This is a genomic window from Nostoc sp. DedQUE07, from assembly GCF_034530975.2.
In the GTDB taxonomy this organism is placed as follows: domain Bacteria; phylum Cyanobacteriota; class Cyanobacteriia; order Cyanobacteriales; family Nostocaceae; genus Nostoc.
In genome coordinates, this window is the sequence record NZ_JAVRCC020000069.1 from 1 (window position 1) to 21,666 (window position 21,666).

Consider the following 21,666-nt stretch of genomic DNA (forward strand, 5'->3'; position numbering starts at 1 on the left):
CCTACACCCTACACCCTACACCCTACACCCTACACCCTACACACTACACCCAACACCCTACCCCCAACACCCTGCCCCGACGATATTTCACATGAGTCTTGGTGCCATTCGGGAAAGGGACTCATGGTAAGGGATTATAAAACCTTTTCCCTTTCCCCCTTACCCTTTACCCCGCCAAGTTTACTTGGCGAACTACTAGGCGATGTCTATGATGGTCTACGCCTATGCATCAAACAAAGTTGAGTTAGATCGCAAGTATAAAATTTGCGATTTAGCACGCTGTTGGTGTTGTTGCCACAGACCTTATAAGCCTGTAAAGCAGATATTTACGACTTTTCTAATACCAATTCAAAAAATGTTTGCGACAGATAGGGCATCTAAAATAAAATCATAGCCTCAACATTATTCAGGTTGATAATGTTGAGGCTATCAGGATAACAAGCAGCAAATTCTGTAAATAATTATTGATAAACAGAACTTACGCATTGACAGATAAAACAAAAAATGCGTAAGTTCTAAATTAGTTAATTCAATTTAATTTATTACAAAGCACTGCGGCTAGTTAAGGCATTCCACAAGAAGACTGCAACAATAGCACCCAGAACTGCTACTGCAATACCGGGAATACTCAAAGAGGGAGCCGCTAGAGCAAAGCTTCCTGTACTGAAGAATACACCCAAACTACCACCAATAAAAGCACCAACGATTCCTAATAAAATTGTTGCTAAAATTCCGCCGCCTTGATGACCAGGGTAGATAGCCTTTGCGATCGCACCAGCAATTAGACCTAAAACAATCCAAGCAAGAATATTCATTGTTTTTATTTGATAAACGTTTTTTAGTGACAAATACACAATAGCAATCCAAATATTGACATTCAATCTATCAACAGAAGCAATGATCCATAGCCTTGAGGATGAATGCTATTACTTCTCGTGATGAACTCTCTTAATTGAAATGAATAATAAAAAAGCTCCTAGTAGGTATAAAACCAGGAACTAATAAATTTATTGCTTGATAATTGCAGTATATACATTTTTAATGATTGTTCTCATCTACTCCTTTACTTGCATGAATGTAAAACAAGAAAACCAACTGCTTTACCAATTTATCTTTCTTGCATTTCTTGCTGACGCATCGGCATAGCGTCAATTTGCTCAAAAATTGCTATCGCTTGCACTGGTGTAGTTTCTTGGCGCTTAACGCCACCATCTTTGCCGATCAAAATGACGCGAAAATTTTCTTTATTAACCCCAAAGCGATTTCGCAAATTGGCAGCAAAAGACTCATCTATTAACTGTCCGTTGGCATAGCTTTTATCTGTTGCCAAAACTTGAACAAGAACTAAATCTCGATCTTTAAAATCGTTTTGTTGCTGGTTAAATAACTGCATCTGTTGTTGATAGTTATGGTTATCAACAGATGGTGCAAAAAGTAGCAGCACTCGATTTTGCCATTTTTGGGAACTGAGGTTAAATGAAGACATTTTGCTCGTATGGGTTGAACCTTGAACAGTACCAGCAATACTAACAGGCGATAGGGCTATAGATGCAGCGATCGCCAGAGCGATTAATACTGAGTTATTCACTTCGGGGCTTGTTAGGCTCATAATGACAATGACCTGAACGAGGTTTGATGAAATGTCAGAAGCTTTTCCAGACTCTTCTCAACTACAACAGTGGCATCAAGGTATTGAAATGGCTAACCGCAATAACATTTTCTGTCATTGTCGTAGTTGTAGCGATGAATGGGTGGACTCTGTGATGGATGCAGTCTGTAGTAAATGCGGCAGCAAAGATATTGAACATATCTCGTGCTGGCAGTTTCCAGATGATTGAATTAGTATCCAAATCAGGCGATAAAATAGCGATCGCTACTTTTGACATTTCCTCTCAGAATTTTGGGTGATTACTTTGTTAAGCTGCGGTAATGTCTGCTTGTGCATCTAAAGCGGAATTTTAAAAAATATCCAGCTTTTCAGATCGATCAACGGTTAACAGTACTCATATCAGGATAGCGATCGCCAGCTGCCACATTTTTTGGTGCAACTGTTTCCAGTCGATTCAACTCTTGTTCAGTCAGGATAATTTCGGTAGCTGCAACATTCTCCTCCAAGTAAGTACGGCGTTTTGTACCAGGGATTGGGACAATATCTTCTCCTTGAGCGAGTAGCCATGCTAAAGCAAGCTGACTAGAAGTTACTCCTTTTTCGCTGGCGATCGCTTTGACTTGCTCTACTAATTGCAGGTTTTTATAAAAATTCTCACCTTGAAAGCGAGGAGAATTTCTGCGATAGTCATCAGGTGCAAGATCGTCAGGACTAGCGATCGCACCTGATAAAAATCCTCTTCCTAATGGACTATAGGGAACAAACCCAATTCCTAATTCTCGCACGATAGGTAAAATTTCATCCTCTGGCTCTCGACTCCAAAGAGAGTATTCTGTTTGCAGTGCAGTAATCGGGTGAACTGCTACAGCTCGGCGAATCGTTGTTGGGGCAGCTTCCGAAAGCCCCAAATAACGAACTTTTCCTAGCTTGACTAACTCTGCCATTGCCCCGACAGTATCTTCAATGGGGACAGTTGGATCTACTCGATGTTGATAATAGAGGTCAATTACTTCCACCCCCAAACGTTTTAGCGAGGCATCGCAAGCTTGATGGACATATTCTGGTCTGCCATCAACCCCTTTAAAACCACCATCTTCAGTACGGACATTGCCAAATTTTGTTGCTAAAATTACTCGATCTCGGCGATCTTTTATTGCTCTGCCTACTAATTGTTCGTTGGTAAACGGCCCATACATGTCAGCAGTATCAAGAAAATTAACTCCAAGTTCTAATGCCCGATGAATTGTGGCGATCGCCTCAATTTCATCACGACCGCTATAGAACTCAGACATTCCCATGCAACCAAGTCCGATAGTTGAAACTTCTAAGCCTTGTTTGCCTAGCTTTCTGGTTCTCATAAAAGAATTTCCTACTCAGTAATTGGTCTTAGAATATTACCCTTTTCAGCATTATCCCTTTCCCTTTCACCAAGTCATCTATTATTAGAAGTATTTACTGATATAAGTACGTTGATTTGCGGGTACTTCACATTTATTTTACCAGCCGTGTTAGCTTTCTAGCCTACGCACTTTTACTATGGGTTTTCTAGTGAATTACTAGCCAGTTGTGGCGTTTGCGTAGCGTCTCGTAGAGAAGCGATGACCAAGCGCTGTGAATTGGCTGCTGAGTTATTTTACAGCGTTGGGTCAACAACTGGCGATTTGTGGTTGTTCTGTTCTGTTGATATCTCATTTAAACTGCAAAATACACAGTTGTAATGCCAAATTGCCAGAACCTTTGAATATGGTATCGTCACTTCAGCTTTGTCTTAGAGGAGAAGTGGATAGAGTTGATGACAGTTTGGTCAAATACCTCCACCAATTCAAGAGACAACTTTTAGCAAAAGTTCGTTAAGCACACACAATAATGGTCGGTTGTTACATACACCAGTCTGATTGTGATTAGTCAGAATATAGTAGTGCGATATATTGCACTCTTACAAAAGTTAAATTCAGAGGTAAACTATGTTTCCTTTTTGGGGTAATCCATGTTATGGAAGCGAACCCATTTCGCACAAAGCTAGCTTAGAGCGGAAATTAAAATTCTTGATTTGGCTACGAGATGATTTAGAGTCCAGACTGGCTGGTATTAATGCTTCTATTGATACTATTCGTCAGCAAATAGAACGTTCAAACTCATCTACTTAGAACTTAGCTAATACAGCAATTCATCTCATCACCTACCCAATAAGCAGGTGATGAGATGAATTGCAAGTGAATTGAAGACTATTAACCAGTCAACTTAATGACACCTTGGCTAACTAGAGATTCAAGCTGAGAATGATGCTGTGTTTGCTCTCGTAGCAACTTGAGTTGCTCGTAACTGAGAATGTGTAATCCTGGCCGGACAACATAACCTTCAATGGTAATGCTTTGTGGCTGCTGGCTGTTGGTGCGGTTGTAGCTAATTGAAGGCATATTTACAAAGGGGAAGTTAGAACTGATTAGTAGAAGAGAGTTTGATTCTTCACTCTCTTACAGCTTCACACAAGTTCCTCTTAAAGGGTGACTAAGGGTTGAGTTTGTCCCTCAATCTTGAAAGAACCTATGGTAGTTTTCGCCAAAGATATATAAAAAACTTTAATTAATCAGTCTATTGTAACTAATAATTGATTGCTGACCGACTCTTTTGGTTAAAGCAGCTATTAGTTATAACGGACTGATTCTTGTGAAGCACCTGCTTCATCCAGGGAGTTTTAAATTTTATAAATAGCAAAAATGCTTAAAATAGTAGGCATTCCCATCTCTGACAGAAAAGTGCGTAACTCAATGGCTGCCCGCACTCCTCCAAAGCTACCAGCCCAGCAGCAATCCTGTCGGTCAATAAACCAATAGACACACTTCCAGTTTTCCTTCGATCCAACCCAAAGAGTCCAGCTTCAAATCCAACTTTATCAATAACTTTAGGCGATGTCTACAACGATCTACGCCTATGCTTTAACTATTTTATTGTCAAGTCATCTCTGTGATTAATAGGTGTGAGCTTTGTGAAGGCATAATCTACACCGCTTGCCAATCACGCACCACTTCAAGGTTAACCTAGACCTGCCACTAACCCAGGACTGTGTTGCAGTCAGGCTCACCATCAAAAATTGGGATATTTTACAAAAATATTTTTCAACGGTGATTTAAGTACAACATTTGGGAACAATTTATGGAACTCAGATTTTTGTAGGTACTTAGGTAATTTCTAAGTATCTACAAAAAGAAGATAAACCTGTTCAAAATGCAGTCTGAGTTTCCCCAAAAGGGAATAAATCACTAAACTGGCAATATCTATAAAAATGTTTAATTCTGAACTTCAAAAAGACCTTCGCCATAACTTTACTGTCAATGTTATTGAAAGTGGATTTTTTGGTTTTGGGAGTGGTTTTGCTTCATTTTTCACGATTATTCCACTATTTGTTAGCACTCTTACCGATTCTGCATTGCTTATCGGTCTGATTCCAGCTATTCCACGCTTAGGCTGGCAATTACCTCAGCTATTAACAGTTAGTAAAGTAGCTCGCCTACAGTGTTACAAACCAACTGTAATGTCGTTGACAATTCATCATAAGCTTCCTTTTTTGGGATTAGCACTGGTGGCTTTATTACAACTAAAACTCAATCACCAAACTATCTTACTTTTGACATTTGCCATACTCATTTGGCAAGGGCTAGGCGGTGGGTTTAGCGCCACTGCTTGGCAAAGCATGATTGCTAAAATTGTTCCCTCCAGAAAGCTTGGTATTTTTTACGGTACTTTAGCAGCATCTGCTAATTTGATGAGTATTTGTGGTGCTGCGATCGCTGGTTTACTGCTTAAGGAAATTGCTCAACCATTTAACTTTGCTCTGTGTTTTTTGTGTGCCAGTTTGGCAATGGCTTTATCTTGGTTTTTTATGTCTAGGACGCGAGAGCCAGTAAACACCACATCATCAGCTTTTGAAACTAGACGTGAATTTTGGGACACTCTGGGTGTAATTCTCCGGTGCGATGAGAATTTCCGTTGCTTTGCGATCGCACGTATGATCTCACAGCTAGCACTGATGCCACTTCCCTTCTATACACTCTATGCCATACATCAATATGGGATGGGAGAAGTTTCTGTTGGGTTAATTACGACTCTATTGATGGTTACACAAACTATTGCTGGATTGGTTTTGGGTTGGTTAGGCGATCGCACAGGTTGCAAGTTAATTTTACAAATTGGTTGTGTGGCTTGTGCATTCAGTTCGATTTTTGCTTGTTTAGCACCCAATGCAAACTGGTTTTACTTGGTATTTATAGGAGAAGGAATAGGTATGATGGCTCTGCAAAATATTGCTGCGGTAATGACCTTAGAGTTTGGCAACCAACATCAACGACCAGCCTATATTGGTCTTGGTAATACCCTTATTGCTCCTGCCACCATCCTTGCTCCCCTACTAGGTGGATGGATAGTAGAGAATATTGACTATAGAACTACCTTCTTGGTAGCAGCTATCGGTGCATTACTTACAGCACTGCTTTTGCACGTAGGAGTAAGCAATCCACGCTATCTTGAACAAAATTTTGGTAACGATTCAGTTAATATTTTGCCTGAGTAGTAAGCATTTGATATTAATTCGTCATCCCTAATCCGAATGCGCTAGCGTGCTATAGGCGAATGGCACTAAGATAAGTCCAAAGTCTTGTGTTGTCTCGTTCCCAGGCTCCAGCCTGAGAACGCATTCTGGGAGGCTCTGCCTCCTCTTTCTTGACGAGAGGCGGAGCCTGTTGGAATACATTCCCAGTCTTCAGACTGGGAACGAGGTTAAATAAGCCTTTCGCGTTTTCTTAGTGCTATTCTGCTATAGGCCCATACACCTGTCACTAACACGCCCTTACTGAAGAGTTGTTAATTAATCAAAAGCAGGAGGCAGAGGAAATATTTTTTATTAATAGTTATTTTTGGCAATCTACACTGTTGATTGACTAACCCAGCATTTTTATCACCCCCTATAACCCTGTATAAATCACTCTTGGGAGTGAAAGTTGGATGATTCTAACTATGGTATGAACCTAAAAGCAGTTAACAAAGCATTGCAAGGTTTAGGCTCATGATATTCATGCCTCATAATTTTCTACTTGTATGGCTGTTTCAACTGCTGTCCGTTGGGGTGCTTGGCGGGGGAATCTACATTCTCTATGAGTGGTATGAACGAGAACTTGTAGGAACGCCCTACTTGGTGGCTGGACTAGTAATGGTTCTGTGGACTTTTGGAGGTCGTTTTATCAGTTTGCCACTGCTGCGCCGTCCTGGAAAACAGGAACCGAAGTTTATGCGGAGCAAAAGCGTGCAGCGCTTGTCACGCCCAGATGGGAGTGTGTTGCAGGTAGAGTTTTTTGGCCCTGAAGATGGTCAACCAATTATCTTGTCACACGGTTGGGGGCCAAACAGTACTGTATGGTATTATGCCAAACGACAACTAAGCGATCGCTTCCGAGTAATTGTTTGGGATCTACCAGGGTTAGGAAAATCCGCTAAACCGAAAAACAACGATCACTCTATAGAAAAATATGCCCGTGACTTGGAAGCTGTTGTCGCCATAGCAGGGGACAAACCTGTTATCTTGTTAGGACACAGCATGGGTGGCATGATTAACCTGACATTCTGTCGCCTGTTTCCAGAGCAATTAGGGAGTCGCGTGGCTGGCTTAATTCTTGTAGATACTACTTACACTAATCCGGTAAAAACTTGTATCTTCAGCAATCTGGTACGGAAATTACAGAAACCTCTACTCGAACCTGTGTTGTACCTGACTATCGTGCTGTGGCCGATTTTTTGGTTGATGACTTGGCTCTCGTATTTAAATGGTTCGCTGTACATCACCGTCGAACTATCTGGATTTACGGGTACTGAAACACGCGGTCAACTAAATTTTGCAGCATTCTTATCAGCATTGGGTTCGCCTGGTGTTCTGGCTCGTGGCACACTGGGAATGTTGAAGTTCGACGAAACAGACACACTTGCAACTATTAACGTTCCTGTGTTGGTTGTTTGCGGTGGTTCAGATATAGCGACAAAACCTGTGGCGAGCGATCGCATGAAAGCAGAATTACCTTACTCTGAAAGAGTCACCCTCAAACCAGGTGGACACATGGCATTGATGGAACAAAACCAGCAGTTTTCTGAAGCAGTCAGCAGATTTTCTGCTAGCTGCTCATAGCTGCCTAAATTCCACATTTAGCATCCATCAAAAAATATTGCTCCAGGGTTGACGTTTCGGTGTTTCGCGCAGTCTGTAGGAGCTTCCGCTTTCCCTGCAAGAACTTCTGCTTTGACGTTTCGGTGTTTCGCGCAGTCTGTAGAAACTTCCGTCTTCCCTGTAAGAACTTCCGCCTTCCCTGCAAGAACTTCTGCTTTGACGTTTCGGTGTTTCGCGCAGTCTGTAGCAACTTCCGCCTTCCCTGCAAGAACTTCTGCTTTGACGTTTCGGTGTTTCGCGCAGTCTGTAGCAACTTCTGCTTTAACCCTAGTTTTGCACTTTATTTAATCCGCATTTTTTAGTACCTTTTGATTAGATCCAAAGTAGAGTTCGCTCAATTCTTCCAAAGAAACATCGGTCTGCGATTCTGGATTATGGAAGTAGGGATGGATAGGAAGGAGTTCAGGGCGAGGGCGAGTTTCCGGTGAAGACAGAATTTGCTCAAGCAAAGACAGGTAGTTTTCACCAGTAGATTCCCAAGTGTACTTCTTCAGCACCCGTTCCTGACCAGCTTGGGCAAAATACTCCCACTCCTGAGCATCACATAGCAACCGCTCCAAGCCCCGTGCAATATCAGCAGGATCTTCTGGATCGACCAGTACCCCATATTCTCGATCTCCCTGTCGCAAGCTTTCGCTAGGGCCACCGTTCTTGGTTGCTACCACTGGTAAACCTGCTACTGCTGCTTCTAAGGGAGCAAGGCCAAAGGGTTCGTAGAGTGCGGTCAGCGCAAATACTGAGCGGCGTTTAACCATAAACCGATAGGTTGCTGCCAGTGACTCTTGAGACTGATGTAACAAGCCAAATGCACTGATTTTGCCCCATAAGTCGTTTTCTTTGACCGCTTCCCGAATCGGGGCTAATACTTCTTCAGTGATTTCGTCGCTAGCCTCTTCTCGTAAAGGATTGTCCAGCGCCCCTGTAATTACTACCAAGTTAGCTCGTTCCTGAAGTGTTGGACTGATTGCGAAAGCTTGCACTAGCCCCAATATGTTTTTTTTCAGTTCTAATCGACTAGATGCTAAGATGACGGGCAAATCTCGACGGTCTTCTGCAATATCCCGTGCCAATCGTTCCTGAATGAACTCGTAAGTAGCCTCCTCGTTTTCGTAACGCGCTTTTGCACCAAAAATCGAGAAATCTGCTCCCGGTGGAATCACTGCAAAGCGGTTGTCGTTGTCTACATCCACTGCACTACTATAGACTTGATGAGAATACTGTTCAAAACGTTCTTGTCGTGTACTGGTGATATTAACCGCCGAGCGATTCATGCTCAGGCGTTCGGCTAAAATGCGATATCTAAAATTAAATTGCTCGTCTATTTTTGTGAGATTTTCTGGGGTGACTTCCAATTTGTCGATCTTTTGAGCGCCGAGAGAATGAGCAGTAAAGGTAAAAGGTATGCCTGTCTCCTCTTCAATTAGAACGCCACACAGTCCTCCATCAGCGTAGTGAGCAGTCATAGCATCGGGTAAGCTACCTTCTTGTTGATAAAATTTCAAGATGTTGGGTACCCAATCAGCGACAAGATGAGGCCATAACAACTCTTTAGAGAGAAATTCTTTTGGCCCAGCTGGTAAGCGGATAATGCGGACATTATCGATCTCTGGATAAGTGTCAATTGTTTCGGCAAACTCTGGCCACTCCGGGTCAATAATTTGACGGGTGATAATATCAACTTTATGACCCATTTGAGCTATGGCTATAGCGACTTGTCTAACGTAAATTAGCTGACCCCCAAAATCTGGGTGTTTCGTAATGTGACTATTGCCTGAATCAAAATTGCCTTGAGGGTTGAGAAATCCAATGTGCATTGCCCGCTTCCTAATACAGGTTGATTTCTACCAGAGATTTTGCCTGAAGATGGCAGCATAACAGCTTAGCGAGCTTGTTAAAAACTCTCAAGGCTGAAAAATGCAGGCAGTGAGACTGTAGATAAATACCACCAAAAAGTCAGTCAAAGGGCTTTTATTGATTCCCTTTAGCTTAAACTCAACCAGTACAGTCATTTTCCTAATGCTTAAAGTTAATCATTACTGCGGTTCGCGCACATATACCAAATGACATATTTGAAGTGTCCAGATAAATCTGACTTGCTAGGATGGCATTAGAAATTCATCACATTTGAGTATGACCAAGCAAGACATTCCACTTACGGGAGAAGCGCTGATTAAAGAAGTCTGTCGGCGGATTCGAGTAGCCCGTAGCTATTGGGATGCTCACAACAATGCTGCTTGTCGGGGCGAACGCGATCGCGCTTTAGCCCTTTACAACACCCTGACTAAGGAGCAAAAAGACCAGATTCCGCAAGTGTTGCGGGTGTGGTTGCGTTACCGCAGTGAGAAATATTTTGGCGCACACCGAACGCCGCCAAAGTCAGCACGAAAATCAAAACATATCTAATTTATAGTTATTTACCTGAAGACCAGCGTACAGGCAACAGTGCGCTCACGCTAAAAACCACAGCTAACCCACCCATACCAAACATTCCCCAAGGTACTAAACCTTCCAACGGATTCACCACACGCGCAGTACTTATGGGTTGTTGAAGATTGTAACGTATCACCACTGTTTGACCGTTGCTGGAGCGGTAAGACTCATAATTGCCTGTAAAGCGAGTGCGTTTACCGTTGGCTAAAAACTCGATAACTGGCGCATAGGTTTCTTTTTGCTCATTGTTGTTCGTACTGCTGCGATCGCGACGACTGATGCTGTCTACCACCGTACCACGTGTTTCGTTTAGCGTTGCACCTTCGCGGGCGATTATGTTACGTACCCAAAAACCACCGCCAATAAACAGCAATCCAATGGCCAGCCCAATACTTGCGCTTAGTTTGTCATCAAAAGTGTTTTGGTGAGGTTGGAAATTCATGGGTTTGAGGATGGCACAACAATAAATTTCATCACAGCATCTCAATTACAGCTTACATTTGAAACATTTCTATTTGGCACCACTAACCTTATAACTGCGTCAACTATCTTGCAGCTAAATTACTGCATCAGTTTTTCTGATGTAGTAATTTAACGTTTGTATGGTATTAAATATAACCAATTAACCTCATTTAATAAGCAGAAGTAATGACAACTCAGTTTTGGGAAAAAAGTAGAGAAATTAATGCAACTCTAACTAACTTACTATTTAAGCCTGTACACAGACGAGTACTAGTAGGTCTAAGCAAGCTACAGGTAACGAGTCAACAGACATCGCCGTGGATTTTGAAAAAGCGTCTGTTGCCATTATTATGTCTGATATCATTCTTTCTGGTATTGCTACTAAATAGTTTTGCCCCTGCCGTTGCTCAACTACCTGCTCAACCTCGTCAGGAAATTCGGGGAGTGTGGCTAAGTGGTAACGATTTTAGTGTTTTTAGAAATCGTTCACAGGTGCAAGCAGCCATGAGCCAACTGCGGCAGTTAAACTTTAATACTGTTTATCCCGTAGTTTGGAATGATGGTTATACACAATACCCCAGTGCCATTATGCAGAAAGAGGGGATACCCTTTTTCTTCAAGGGAGCAGATGGACAAGATGTAATTGCAGATATTATTACTCAAGCCCGCAGACAAGGGTTACTAGCAATACCCTGGTTTGAATTTGGTTTTATGGTTCCTCTAACTTCGGAACTTGCATCGCAGCATCCAGATTGGCTAACACAAAAAGGGGATGGGACTCAAACTTCAATTAGTGCTGCGGGTGAAGTAGCGTGGTTAAATCCCTTTCACCCGGAAGTGCAAAATTTTATCAGGGAACTTGTAGTGGAAGTGATTGCTAAATACGATGCTGATGGCGTTCAATTTGACGACCATACGAGTTTACCTGTGGATTTTGGTTACGATAAGTACACGATAAGTCTATATACTCAAGAAACTGGCAATCCTCCTCCACCCAATCCCCAAGCCCAAGCATGGATAAAATGGCGGGCAGATAAAATTACTGCTTTCATGGTAGACCTTTACCAAACAGTGAAAGCCAGAAAACCGAATGCGATTTTTTCAGTTGCTCCTAATTACTATAATTTCGCCTATAAAATGCAACTGCAAGACTGGCTTAACTGGGTAAGGTTGGGTATTGTCGATGAGTTGGTGATGCAGGTCTACCGTAATGATGTGGAAAGTTTTATCGCTCAAATTACCCGCCCAGAAATTTTAGAAACCCAACAAATTATTCCAACTGGTATCGGGATTATGGCGGGTTTACGAAATCGTCCAGTTGCCATCCCACAAATCAAATCACAGGTAGAAGCAGCGCAACAACGCGGTTTAGGTATCGGCTTTTTCTACTACGAAAGCCTTTGGGATATTGCCCCTGAACCAGCAGCGCAACGCCAGTCGGCATTTGCGGCTCTTTTCCCAAATTCAGCGTTGCGCGATATCTCGCAAAATACACCCCGCCAGCCAACTTTTAATACCATAAGCTTACCTTTATATCCAAAACCTTCCCTTGGGCAACGTGTTCGCGGTTATTTTTTGGAAGTTGCGATCGCAAATGGTCAACCAAAACGTATTTTATTAGATACAGGGTCAGCAGGGTTAAGAGTTCCCAAAGAGTTTTTAGGTAATTCTCCGATCCAAAGAACAGGTCAAAATATCAAGGAAGTATTAAGCGATGGTACTATCCTGGAAGGAGAATTAGTTTACACTAATGTCCGATTTGGTTTGATTCCCACCGCCGAACCTGTTCCCGTACAGGTTGTTACTAATCGCCAATGTAGCGCCAACAAACCTAAGTGTTCGGCAAACAGTGGTGTACCATTTTCTGGAATTATCGGTGTTAACTATTTTGAAAAATCACTTCCCTATAACCCGTTGAGAAAATTATCAGGCAATCTGAGTAACGGATTTATTGTCGTTGGTAATGGTGGTAGTAATAATAATGGCAGCCTAATTCTCGGTTTAACTGCCGAGAATCAAGCAGGTTTCAAAATGGCTTCTTGGAGTCAACAACCCGAAATTAATGGTGTACCCGGTAAAAGATGGGACTCTCGACTGAACAAAGTTTGTTTAACTCTTGCTGGGAGTTCTGCGAAAAATTTGTGTAATAGCAGAGCGATCGCTGATACTGGAACTATTAATGGTTTGACTGAATTTAAGTCAGCTTCTACAGCAGGTAAACTCAAACCCGGAGTATTAGGGTCAGCAAATGCTGTAAAAGTAGGAATTAATGGCATTTTTGATTACAGCTTGACACCAGGAACCCGTGACGGATTTAATCGCTGGAATTTGAGTATCTCGCCACAATCAGAACTGACTATATTTGTAAATCCTGGAATCGCTTTGTTTGATAAATACGATGTACTCTTTGACCAAGTTAATGGTAAACAGGGTTTTCGTAGTCGGCGGTAAGAAGAAAGTAAAGACTTGCTTACTCAGATAGCGTTCAATTAACCCAAAACTTACGCAAACAATGGCCAAAACCCTGATGTAGAGAAGCGATTTATCGCGTCTTAAAAGACCAATGATTTACACCAATAACCCTTCATCCAAATGAAGGGTTTTAAAACCTAAACTTTCAGTTACCCTGAACGTTGAAACACTACTGAAAGATTATTAGCTGGCATTTGGTAAATCTGTTGCAATATCAGATTTTGTGCCCTAGCTACTGCTATGACATCATCCAAGTTACGCACACCCCACTCTGGGTTTTCAGTGCGTAAATATTCGTCAAAAGCTGCATTACTCGCAGCTGTATGTTCTTCACCTTGTTTGAAGGGGCCATATAAATAGAGGATACCTCCTGCTTTTAGGATACGACCTGCCCCTGCCATCAACCCCAGACAGGCTGACCAAGGTGAAATGTGAATCATATTGATGTTGACAATGGCCACAATTGGCTTCGTATTCAGCCAATCCAATCCACCATTTTCCACAGCCCAAACTGGTTCTTTTGCATCTAGCTCAAGCGGTGCATAAACGTTATCACATACATTGTGTTCAGTCCATGAAATAATGCTGGCTCTTGATTGTGGATTTACATCGGTTGGGAGCCACAGATAATCTTTGAGCTTGGATGCAAAAAAGACTGCGTGTTCGCCAGTACCACTTGCTATTTCTAAAATAGTGCCGCTCTCCGGCAACACTTGTAAAAGTACTTCTAGAATTGGTTCGCGGTTACGCTCGGTTGCTGGTGCGTATTTTCGTGCGTCTTGTGGTGTCATCTGGCTCGTTATATTTATAATTAATCGGAACAAATATTAAATGAATAACTCTACTTAATCTTGATAAAATATTTGCACAAGTTTGAGCAAATCACTTTTTGCAGGCTTGCCGTCATACAACCATTTTATTAAATCATTAGGTGATAACCAAAAACTTTCAATAAAATCATTTTTATTGTACTCTGGGTTACAATCTAATTTGATTTCATAAACCTTCATAAAAGCAGATACTTGATATTGATGTGGTGTTAAATATCCCAAAAATCGAAAATTAAGTATATTTAACTCTAAGTTCAATTCTTCTTTAAGTTCGCGTTGTAGAGCATCTTCATAGGTTTCTCCGGTTTCAACATGACCTCCCATACTGACATCAATACAAAAGGGAAAGATACTTTTGTGTGCAGAACGTCGAGGTATCCACAGTTGACCTAATGAATTCACAATAAAAGCATTGACAACTCTAAAATTGCACAGTCTTTGGCGATATATTTGCGAACGTTTCTTCTGCCCAATTACGCAATCATTTTCATCTACAATGTCGAGTATTTCATCATCTTGTATCATCATTAAATCTCTCTGGAATTTGAATTGGCTAATTAAAATATACGCCAATGTTAACAACTGTACGCAATCTGAAATGTTGAAGTGAATTCAATACTTTTCGCTTTGTGAATTTGTGATTCTAAATCGGGTTTTGAGAAAATGGAAAAGGGGAAGGGTTAAAGGTTTTTTCTTTCCCTTTTCCCTTCCCCTTTTTTCCTGAACTGATAAGTATTTAAGAGTGCATTGCTTTGGAGTGGAATGCTTAACAAAGTCAAATCAAACGGTCGTCAGGAGACGGAGACGAAGATAAATAACTTTTGACTAGAATCTTTAGTTTATTTTTAGCGAGAGCCTTTCATAAATTTGGCTCTCAGTTCAAGAAAAATTTTCTCGAAATTGGATCTTGTTTGAGGGATTGAATAAAATCTCTCAAAGTCATCATGCTGCCTGTTAAGGTGAACTTAGGAGTGCCATTTTGAGCAACGATTCTCACTTCATTGTCTTGGATCTGAATCTTATTTTTAATAATATCCCATAGAGCATCGAAGCTCTCATCATCCTTACAACCATTGGCTTCCAGGAATTTTTGGCGTACTTCTGTTTTTAGCGCCAGTGCTTCTGCCGCTTGAGTACGCGCCTCAAAGTGCTTAACTACATCTTCATAGGCACTTTCTTTCAGAGTTTTGTTTTCAGCCATAACTTGTTCTAACTGAGTTTTGATGGCTTTCAATTGGGATGCTAAAGCGGCTGATTTTTGATATTCAACTTTTAAGGCTTGCTTTGCATTGGCTAACAAGGTTTTATAATCTAGCCGATCTTGATTTTTTTCGGATTGCATTTTTATCTCTCGATCGACACATTTTCGGCGATTAACTCTCGTCAGTTATATAACAAAACTGGCGAGAGCTTAGTAAATATTATCTGTGTTATCTGAGCATCAGCTATTTCACCAATAATGGTGATTCAGAGTGAGGATTCTCCTGAATACTACTCAAACTAGAACTAATGTGGGAGCGAATAGCTCGTTCATAAACACTAGTCTGCTGAGTGCGTACCCCTACAGCCTGATATATTAAGTTAACTTCTGGAAACTCAGACCAATACATCAAAAAAATGTCTTTAGCTGGAGTAATAATTTCATAATTATTCTCTTGTCTTTTCTTTCTAAGTTTACAATTATTTAGTTGTAATTTTTGTCTGAATAGTTTTTCAAATTCTGGAATTAAATCTGAAGTAGTTTTCATGGTTAATACACGTTAAAACGTGATAATTATGCAAAGATTATCTGTTGATATTACTAAGTATGACACTTCAGATACCTCTTACAACTATAGTGTATCAGTTATCGGGTATTTGAGAAGAGTATTCAGAGGCAGGGTCATTCGTTGGCGTACTCCCTGATGGAAAAGTAGGCTGTGCGATCGCTGTCACCTTTTACTCAGGATTTTTATGGTACAAATCTACTATTTACTAACTTATACTTACCAAAAGTTTAGCCGCTTGTAATGTTATGTCAGTATAGCTAGTACAGCCGAAAGTTTGTCTGCTTTTAACCAATTGCTCAAAACAACTTTTCTGCCTATTGTCTGCTGAATTGAGATGATAGCTGGATTGACACCAAGTTGTACTAGTTAGCAGAAACACCCTGTATAATTACACCACTAAATCATTCTTAGGGCCAAACTTTGCCAGGTATTGACTACCCAATACTCTTCGGTTCAGGCAAGAGACGCGATGAATCGCCGTCTCTACAATCTACCTACAGGCTACAGCCTGGGCCTTCAAGACCCTCTGCAAAACTGATTAATTCCAAGTACTCTGGATTTTCCACAAGCTGTTTAGCAGCTAGCAATCCGGCAATGCTCCAAGTTTGATAAATTCGGGCTTCTTTGCCAATTAAACGACCATTGTTGCCATCGTAGTATTCCGGGAATTTATCTCTAAATAAACGCCTTTCGGCAATAGCGATCGCTGCTTGAGCAAGTTCTGTTCGACCGGCTTTCAATGCCGCAGAGGTAAATAACCAGAGTAAAACCGGCCAGTTACCGCCGTTGTGATAAGACCAAGCTCTGTTTTTAGAGTCACATCCTGTAACAATTCTCCACTCTAAACCATCCATTGCGGGAAAGCAAATTTTAACAGGCATATAGCCGATTAAGTCTTGCCAACGTTGGGCGAATAAATTCATAATGCTTTGAGATTCTTTAACGCTAGCTAAGGAAGTTAAAATTGCCATCAGATTTCCCAGAGCAAAAAAGCGGAAATCTATCCGTCCCGGCCCCAGATTTCCCGCTAAATATCCTCCAGTTTCAGGCAACCACTCGGTCAACCAATTAGGAATTGATTCTGAATTGATGTTGAATTTATTAACAATTTCTTTACCAAATTCGTTATCTTTGTAACGATAGATTTCCCCCAATCGCTTTAGGTCTAGCCAATAATAGTTGCGGATATGATATTTCAAAGATCCCAATCGCCTATTGACTTTGCTAAGGTAGCTATCGCCATCCCCATCTGGTAAAAGCAATTCACTAGCAGCTCTCAAAGACGCGTAGAATAACACCTGAATTTCTAAAGGATGTTCGTAAACTCCCATCCGACGGTCAATCATAAACGCGCCATCGGGAACTAACATTGTTGGGTACATGGAAAACCGATGTACTAAGCAAAGATCCAAAATTAGTTTGATTCCGGCTTGAAAATTTGGCTGACGCGCTAGAGTTAAATCACCTGTAGCTTTTTCATAAGCTCGTAGCAGGAGAATCCACCACATACAAGAATCAACTGGGGGAACACGAGCGATCGCTTGCTCTCCAAAATCAGCGACCAAAAATTCCTCGTTCCCCTTAGAATGAACCTTGAAACTGGCAGGCATTAATCCCGCTCCCGGTTCAAAGCAATCTATCTGCTTTTCATGACTTTGTAATTTCAGTGTTTCTACTAAGAAGTTACGCACAATCTCTGCTTTGCCATGCATGAGAAACACCAAGGCAGAAGGGACAAAATCGCGGAGGAAGCACTGGTCATAATTGAGTGCATCTGACTCTGGGTCGTGGGCGGCTACAGTACCAATGGGTTTTCCTTGGTAATAAATTACAGAATCTTCCAATAATTTCCAGGCTTCTGCTTGCATCTGACTGTTCTTATCGATCGCGCTAATCATAGGCGTTGAATTCCACTAATGGTATGTATCGGCTTAATTGTGGAAAGTACGCCAGCCTAACCTCAAGCTGACCAAGATTCCCGAAAGTCAAGCATATACAGTCAAGTCGCTTCGATCCAATTCAAAACTTGTACTGAGCTTGTCGAAGTATTCAAAATTATCAATTCAAAATTAAAGACAATTAGTGGGGGCAAGGAGTGTTTAATAGTTTCACGGGCGCAGAGATAAGCACTCCGGAGATTGACTGCAATTACTCGGTCAAAGTATGCTGTGGTAACTTCGTGGAATGGATTATACCTGATGTTCCACCTGTAATTAAAACATTCTTTCCTTTTAAGCCTATCATATTTCTTGCCTAAGCTGCTAAAGCTCAAAAATGAGGCTACAGATTCAAGAGATGGAAACTTATACCAATTCAATCTTGGGTAAAGACGCGATTCATCGCGTCTCTACAAATGGTCTATTTGTCGTATTCTTTTTTCAAATTGGTATTAACTTGAATCTGACACCTTTTAATTACAAATTGCTATTAATCTCTATCGCAAATTCGCTGGCACTTGTTCAGGGACTACCCAATAGTAAACAGTTTTACCCTCTACATTGAGAGTCTGCTGTGGTTTCCAATCACCCATATCGAAGGCGTGGGAAACAATGCGAGTCCCAGGTTTGAGTTCTTTCAACAGCTTGGGACGAAGTTTGGCATTGATCTCTGGCAGTAAATAAAGTGTAACTACTGTTGCTTGACTCAAATCAGTGTTGAACAAATCTTGTTGGACAAACTTGACGCGATCGCTTACTCCTGCCTTTTGGGCATTAGCATTAGCTTCTTTGATGCGATCGGGGTCAATATCTATACCGATGCCGCGCGTACCAAACTTTTGTGCCGCAGTATTGACAATTCTTCCATCACCACTACCAAGATCGTAAAGCACATCATTTTTACCCACTTTTGCCACTTGTAACATTGCATCTACCACTGGCTGTGGTGTAGGTACATAAGGAACATCTCCAGGACGTTCTTGGACTTGAGCTGTGGGAGTTGTCGCCGCTGGTGTTTCGGTTTCGGTCTGACCTGTTAAAGTAGAAGGTTGTTGTGTTCCGGCTTCCAAATCTTGTTGTTGCGGCGTACACCCAGCAATTCCTAAACTGGTAATACTAACGCTTGTAACCAGTAAAAACAGAATTTTTTTGAAGTCCATGAATTTTCTCCTTTGTCAATAGTTATTGGGCATTGGGCATTGGGCATTGGTATTAATTATTCTCCTCTGCTCCTCTGCTCCCCTGCTCACTCATCTCACGTCCTACGTTGACGGTAGTTATTCCAGAACAACAGGGGAATACCTGCTGCCACCACTAAAACACCTGCGATCGCTCCCACACCTGTATAAACCAAGCTTGAGTACAGCAAGTAAGTGCAGACGGCGCAAAATAGTAATGGAGTGAAAGGATAAAATGGCACACGGAAAGGGCGAACTATGTGGGGTTCGCGGGTGCGCAATACCAGCAGTGATACGCCGGAAAGCAAAAAGAAAAACCAAAATATCGGGGCAGTGTAATCCACCATTGTTTCAAAGCCTTTGCGGGTGAGGGTGCCTAAAAAAACCAGTGCTAAGGCGATCGCTGCTTGCAAGAATAAGGCATAAGTAGGACTGCTAGGCCGTTGTTGCCAGCGTCCCATAAAACCAAATAGTGAAAAATCCTGTCCCAGTGCGTAATTGGTACGCGCTCCAGTAAAAATTGTGGCGTTGGTTGCTCCCAAAGTCGCGATCGCAATCAGCACACTGATAAACAAAGCTCCCGGTTCACCCCAAAGAGAGCGCATTAAATCTGCGGCTACTGCTTCTGACTGTGACATATTTGCTAATCCCAGTCCTCGCAGGTAAGCCAGATTGATTAGCAGATAAATGGTTGTAATGATACCAATACTCCACATTAGCGATCGCACAATATTACGTCGTCCATCTTGAATTTCTGCGGAGATGTAAGCCGCCTCATTCCAACCGCCATAAGATAGCAACACAAACACCATCGCTAGTCCCCAGGTTCCTGATGATGCAGATTCTACAGGAGTGGCAGAATTAGGAATGGCGGTAAGCCCAATAATAACTACCAGCAACAAACCTAGAACTTTTGCAGCACTCAGTAAGTTTTGTGTCCACTTACCCTGTTGCAAACCGACAATGTTCAAAGCAGTTAAAAATGCGATCGCTATGGCTGCATATATAGAAGACGAAAACGTGCCTAGCCGCCATATCTGAGAAACATAATCGCCAAAAACAAATGCCAAAAGAGCAATGGAACCAGTTTGAATCACTGTCATCCGCGCCCAAGCAAATAAAAAGGCGACTCTTTGCCCGAATGCACGTTTCAAATAATAGTAGGCACCACCAACGTCGGGATAGACAGTGGCCAACTCTGCATAGCACAGCGCTCCTACTAGAGATACCACACCACCCATTAGCCAAAAAAGCAGTACAGCAATATCGCTACCTGCTTGACTGGCCACTAGAGCCGGAGTTTCAAAAATCCCCGCTCCGATGACAATACCGACAATTAGAGCCACTGCGTCTGGTAATGTCAGGGATGGTTTGGGTGTTGCTAGTTCAGTTGAAGTTGTTTGATCGAGCAAATTGTAGTTTTTACGTCTACTCACATTATTTCCTTATAGTGTTGAGTTGGGACTTTTAGCTTTGTTTTACAGTCTTTGTTCAACAGAGGAATCATTTATGTACTCCAGATTTGGGAACTCACGATTCAATAAGACCTTAAATCACTGTTTTACCTGTAGTTCTATGGTTAACAATAAATGTGATGAGAATGTGACAGTCACCAGCGATACAGCAGATTTCAAATTATATTCATCTGGTAACATTAGATTAACTTCCCTGCGTAGCTTACCACTGTAAGCATCGCTCTAAATTCTTTTGCCAGACAACAGCACTCTACAAGTAGAGTAGAAAATCTGAATTGGTAAAACGTCTTCCACTAGTGAGATTTATACTCATCTAAAGAATGATTGACTCATAAGGGGTAATCGTGCTTATTTGATTAAAAAGCTGGTACTGCTATGCGTAATTTTTATACCGTACACGTTTCATTGATTGAAAATTGATACTTTATTTACGCCCTGCTGTACTCAAGACAGCGATCGCTCCATAGTTTCGCTTAAGTAGGGATGCATATATGTGCGTTGTTAATTAATAAATAATATATCGGCTTCTTAATCCATAATTCTTTAGTATCTGCTACTGGGAAAAAGTAAAATGTCTATTACTTCACCTACTATCAAACCCAATACAGCTAGGACAGTTATAACCCAAAATGAATCTAGTTTATTGTAACCAGAAAAGCGCATTTCTAAATCAGCTAAAAGCGTAGTGGCTAAGGGTATCATAAAGAGCCTTAATAATATCGACCAAGTTGCTACTAAAGCAATTGATATACTTAAAAACAAGATAACAACTAAAGTTTTCGAGCCAAACTCGATTAAACGCTCTAACCAAGAAAAACTTTTTCTTGCTACAGCTATAACCATAGCAACAACAAAAGCTCCTACTAACCAAATAATATGATTAGCAGCAAGATACCATCCCAGAAGAATGTAAGCCAATAAAAGGAATATTAAAGGCATTAAAGGAATCCTGTTAAAAAATTCCATATTTATACTGCCAAGGCTTAGAAAAATACCAAGTTAATCTCTTAATTCTATTCAAAAAATGTTACAGCAATCACGATACCAAAGACTATCAGCATCAATGGCGTAATTTGTTCACCTAAATAATAGCCTAGAGAATATAATCGTTAAAAACAGTTGTAGTAATTGTATCTGGCTGACCCTTGTAACACCACTGATATACTTAAATACTATAAAATAGCGATCGCTCTGTACCAGTTGCATAAGTCCCGATCTATTTACTCGCTTCTTGAGAAATATTATGCTCTAGTCCAAAAAATAGGACTTGGTGTCGCTCGACAAAACCTCGTTATG

Annotated in this window: 22 protein-coding genes; 7 read left to right on the forward strand and 15 right to left on the reverse strand. The window is 41.3% G+C overall.

From position 1 onward, the window contains the following. Nucleotides 1–243, forward strand: a 243-nt coding sequence (locus tag RMZ95_RS30700) for a hypothetical protein (protein ID WP_409884199.1), incomplete at its 5' end; no start/stop codon positions are given. Between the two features lie 299 nt (nt 244–542). On the opposite strand, the gene RMZ95_RS30705 is transcribed toward RMZ95_RS30700, so the two are convergent. Both RMZ95_RS30705 and RMZ95_RS30710 read right to left on the reverse strand, forming a co-directional pair. Further along, on the reverse strand, nt 543–815 hold the full coding sequence (locus RMZ95_RS30705; RefSeq protein ID WP_104909288.1) for a GlsB/YeaQ/YmgE family stress response membrane protein: 273 nt from the start codon (nt 813–815) through the stop codon (nt 543–545). Nucleotides 816–1,108: 293 nt separating this feature from the next. Then, nucleotides 1,109–1,609, reverse strand: coding sequence for a DUF4174 domain-containing protein (locus RMZ95_RS30710; RefSeq protein WP_322682994.1), 501 nt, complete (start codon nt 1,607–1,609; stop codon nt 1,109–1,111). Nucleotides 1,610–1,640: 31 nt separating this feature from the next. On the opposite strand from RMZ95_RS30710, the gene RMZ95_RS30715 reads away from it, so the two are divergent. Beyond that, nucleotides 1,641–1,838 carry a hypothetical protein gene (locus RMZ95_RS30715; protein ID WP_322670928.1) on the forward strand — a complete coding sequence of 66 codons (198 nt, stop codon included), beginning with the start codon at nt 1,641–1,643 and terminating at the stop codon, nt 1,836–1,838. Between the two features lie 148 nt (nt 1,839–1,986). On the opposite strand, the gene RMZ95_RS30720 is transcribed toward RMZ95_RS30715, so the two are convergent. Then, entirely contained in the window at nt 1,987–2,967 is a 981-nt protein-coding gene (locus RMZ95_RS30720; protein WP_322682993.1) for an aldo/keto reductase, read from the reverse strand. Between the two features lie 187 nt (nt 2,968–3,154). Beyond that, a complete protein-coding gene (locus RMZ95_RS30725) occupies nt 3,155–3,301 on the reverse strand; it encodes a hypothetical protein (protein WP_322682992.1) in 147 nt (48 codons plus the stop codon). Nucleotides 3,302–3,573: 272 nt separating this feature from the next. Between RMZ95_RS30725 and RMZ95_RS30730 the strand changes: the two genes are divergently transcribed. Further along, entirely contained in the window at nt 3,574–3,756 is a 183-nt protein-coding gene (locus tag RMZ95_RS30730) for a hypothetical protein (RefSeq protein ID WP_292777833.1), read from the forward strand. A gap of 81 nt (nt 3,757–3,837) precedes the next feature. Here the strand turns inward: RMZ95_RS30730 and RMZ95_RS30735 are convergent, their stop codons facing one another. Continuing rightward, the gene (locus tag RMZ95_RS30735; protein WP_322670925.1) at nt 3,838–4,026 is read right to left on the reverse strand and encodes a hypothetical protein; all 189 of its coding nucleotides are present in this window, start codon (nt 4,024–4,026) and stop codon (nt 3,838–3,840) included. An 866-nt stretch (nt 4,027–4,892) separates the two neighbouring features. On the opposite strand from RMZ95_RS30735, the gene RMZ95_RS30740 reads away from it, so the two are divergent. Next, nucleotides 4,893–6,176, forward strand: a complete 1,284-nt coding sequence (locus tag RMZ95_RS30740) for an MFS transporter (RefSeq protein ID WP_322682991.1) — start codon at nt 4,893–4,895, stop codon at nt 6,174–6,176. A 501-nt stretch (nt 6,177–6,677) separates the two neighbouring features. After that, on the forward strand, nt 6,678–7,778 hold the full coding sequence (locus RMZ95_RS30745; protein ID WP_322670922.1) for an alpha/beta hydrolase: 1,101 nt from the start codon (nt 6,678–6,680) through the stop codon (nt 7,776–7,778). A 323-nt stretch (nt 7,779–8,101) separates the two neighbouring features. On the opposite strand, the gene RMZ95_RS30750 is transcribed toward RMZ95_RS30745, so the two are convergent. Further along, nucleotides 8,102–9,631, reverse strand: coding sequence for a glycosyltransferase (locus tag RMZ95_RS30750; protein ID WP_322682990.1), 1,530 nt, complete (start codon nt 9,629–9,631; stop codon nt 8,102–8,104). A gap of 316 nt (nt 9,632–9,947) precedes the next feature. Here RMZ95_RS30750 and RMZ95_RS30755 point away from each other — a divergent pair, with 316 nt between their 5' ends. Next, nucleotides 9,948–10,220: a Precorrin-3B methylase gene (locus tag RMZ95_RS30755; RefSeq protein ID WP_322670920.1), complete on the forward strand. Its 273-nt coding sequence runs from the start codon at nt 9,948–9,950 to the stop codon at nt 10,218–10,220. Nucleotides 10,221–10,227: 7 nt separating this feature from the next. Here the strand turns inward: RMZ95_RS30755 and RMZ95_RS30760 are convergent, their stop codons facing one another. Further along, nucleotides 10,228–10,689 (reverse strand): DUF3592 domain-containing protein, encoded by a 462-nt coding sequence (locus tag RMZ95_RS30760; protein ID WP_322682989.1) that lies wholly within the window; start codon nt 10,687–10,689, stop codon nt 10,228–10,230. Between the two features lie 206 nt (nt 10,690–10,895). Between RMZ95_RS30760 and RMZ95_RS30765 the strand changes: the two genes are divergently transcribed. Beyond that, on the forward strand, nt 10,896–13,160 hold the full coding sequence (locus RMZ95_RS30765) for a family 10 glycosylhydrolase (RefSeq protein ID WP_322682988.1): 2,265 nt from the start codon (nt 10,896–10,898) through the stop codon (nt 13,158–13,160). A gap of 170 nt (nt 13,161–13,330) precedes the next feature. Here the strand turns inward: RMZ95_RS30765 and RMZ95_RS30770 are convergent, their stop codons facing one another. The 8 genes from RMZ95_RS30770 to RMZ95_RS30805 form a co-directional block, all read right to left on the reverse strand. Beyond that, nucleotides 13,331–13,972 carry a DUF938 domain-containing protein gene (locus RMZ95_RS30770; protein ID WP_322670917.1) on the reverse strand — a complete coding sequence of 214 codons (642 nt, stop codon included), beginning with the start codon at nt 13,970–13,972 and terminating at the stop codon, nt 13,331–13,333. Nucleotides 13,973–14,026: 54 nt separating this feature from the next. Next, nucleotides 14,027–14,539, reverse strand: a complete 513-nt coding sequence (locus RMZ95_RS30775; protein ID WP_322682987.1) for an NUDIX hydrolase — start codon at nt 14,537–14,539, stop codon at nt 14,027–14,029. A gap of 346 nt (nt 14,540–14,885) precedes the next feature. Continuing rightward, entirely contained in the window at nt 14,886–15,353 is a 468-nt protein-coding gene (locus RMZ95_RS30780) for a hypothetical protein (RefSeq protein ID WP_322682986.1), read from the reverse strand. A 103-nt stretch (nt 15,354–15,456) separates the two neighbouring features. After that, entirely contained in the window at nt 15,457–15,759 is a 303-nt protein-coding gene (locus RMZ95_RS30785; protein WP_292810531.1) for a hypothetical protein, read from the reverse strand. 515 nt (nt 15,760–16,274) lie between these two features. Further along, entirely contained in the window at nt 16,275–17,678 is a 1,404-nt protein-coding gene (locus tag RMZ95_RS30790; RefSeq protein ID WP_322682985.1) for a glycoside hydrolase 100 family protein, read from the reverse strand. Between the two features lie 536 nt (nt 17,679–18,214). After that, nucleotides 18,215–18,877: a class I SAM-dependent methyltransferase gene (locus RMZ95_RS30795; protein WP_322682984.1), complete on the reverse strand. Its 663-nt coding sequence runs from the start codon at nt 18,875–18,877 to the stop codon at nt 18,215–18,217. 95 nt (nt 18,878–18,972) lie between these two features. Further along, nucleotides 18,973–20,331 carry an APC family permease gene (locus tag RMZ95_RS30800; RefSeq protein WP_322682983.1) on the reverse strand — a complete coding sequence of 453 codons (1,359 nt, stop codon included), beginning with the start codon at nt 20,329–20,331 and terminating at the stop codon, nt 18,973–18,975. 582 nt (nt 20,332–20,913) lie between these two features. Continuing rightward, nucleotides 20,914–21,336, reverse strand: coding sequence for a hypothetical protein (locus tag RMZ95_RS30805; protein ID WP_409884208.1), 423 nt, complete (start codon nt 21,334–21,336; stop codon nt 20,914–20,916). Nucleotides 21,337–21,666 lie beyond the last annotated feature (330 nt).

What these genes read in the sequence shown, in the direction of transcription:
- RMZ95_RS30705 (WP_104909288.1), bottom strand. Translation starts at nt 815, where the DNA reads ATGAATATTCTTGCTTGGATTGTTTTAGGTCTAATTGCTGGTGCGATC.
- RMZ95_RS30710 (WP_322682994.1), bottom strand. Translation starts at nt 1,609, where the DNA reads ATGAGCCTAACAAGCCCCGAAGTGAATAACTCAGTATTAATCGCTCTG.
- RMZ95_RS30715 (WP_322670928.1), top strand. Translation starts at nt 1,641, where the DNA reads ATGTCAGAAGCTTTTCCAGACTCTTCTCAACTACAACAGTGGCATCAA.
- RMZ95_RS30720 (WP_322682993.1), bottom strand. Translation starts at nt 2,967, where the DNA reads ATGAGAACCAGAAAGCTAGGCAAACAAGGCTTAGAAGTTTCAACTATC.
- RMZ95_RS30725 (WP_322682992.1), bottom strand. Translation starts at nt 3,301, where the DNA reads ATGAGATATCAACAGAACAGAACAACCACAAATCGCCAGTTGTTGACC.
- RMZ95_RS30730 (WP_292777833.1), top strand. Translation starts at nt 3,574, where the DNA reads ATGTTTCCTTTTTGGGGTAATCCATGTTATGGAAGCGAACCCATTTCG.
- RMZ95_RS30735 (WP_322670925.1), bottom strand. Translation starts at nt 4,026, where the DNA reads ATGCCTTCAATTAGCTACAACCGCACCAACAGCCAGCAGCCACAAAGC.
- RMZ95_RS30740 (WP_322682991.1), top strand. Translation starts at nt 4,893, where the DNA reads ATGTTTAATTCTGAACTTCAAAAAGACCTTCGCCATAACTTTACTGTC.
- RMZ95_RS30745 (WP_322670922.1), top strand. Translation starts at nt 6,678, where the DNA reads ATGCCTCATAATTTTCTACTTGTATGGCTGTTTCAACTGCTGTCCGTT.
- RMZ95_RS30750 (WP_322682990.1), bottom strand. Translation starts at nt 9,631, where the DNA reads ATGCACATTGGATTTCTCAACCCTCAAGGCAATTTTGATTCAGGCAAT.
- RMZ95_RS30755 (WP_322670920.1), top strand. Translation starts at nt 9,948, where the DNA reads ATGACCAAGCAAGACATTCCACTTACGGGAGAAGCGCTGATTAAAGAA.
- RMZ95_RS30760 (WP_322682989.1), bottom strand. Translation starts at nt 10,689, where the DNA reads ATGAATTTCCAACCTCACCAAAACACTTTTGATGACAAACTAAGCGCA.
- RMZ95_RS30765 (WP_322682988.1), top strand. Translation starts at nt 10,896, where the DNA reads ATGACAACTCAGTTTTGGGAAAAAAGTAGAGAAATTAATGCAACTCTA.
- RMZ95_RS30770 (WP_322670917.1), bottom strand. Translation starts at nt 13,972, where the DNA reads ATGACACCACAAGACGCACGAAAATACGCACCAGCAACCGAGCGTAAC.
- RMZ95_RS30775 (WP_322682987.1), bottom strand. Translation starts at nt 14,539, where the DNA reads ATGATGATACAAGATGATGAAATACTCGACATTGTAGATGAAAATGAT.
- RMZ95_RS30780 (WP_322682986.1), bottom strand. Translation starts at nt 15,353, where the DNA reads ATGCAATCCGAAAAAAATCAAGATCGGCTAGATTATAAAACCTTGTTA.
- RMZ95_RS30785 (WP_292810531.1), bottom strand. Translation starts at nt 15,759, where the DNA reads ATGAAAACTACTTCAGATTTAATTCCAGAATTTGAAAAACTATTCAGA.
- RMZ95_RS30790 (WP_322682985.1), bottom strand. Translation starts at nt 17,678, where the DNA reads ATGATTAGCGCGATCGATAAGAACAGTCAGATGCAAGCAGAAGCCTGG.
- RMZ95_RS30795 (WP_322682984.1), bottom strand. Translation starts at nt 18,877, where the DNA reads ATGGACTTCAAAAAAATTCTGTTTTTACTGGTTACAAGCGTTAGTATT.
- RMZ95_RS30805 (WP_409884208.1), bottom strand. Translation starts at nt 21,336, where the DNA reads ATGGAATTTTTTAACAGGATTCCTTTAATGCCTTTAATATTCCTTTTA.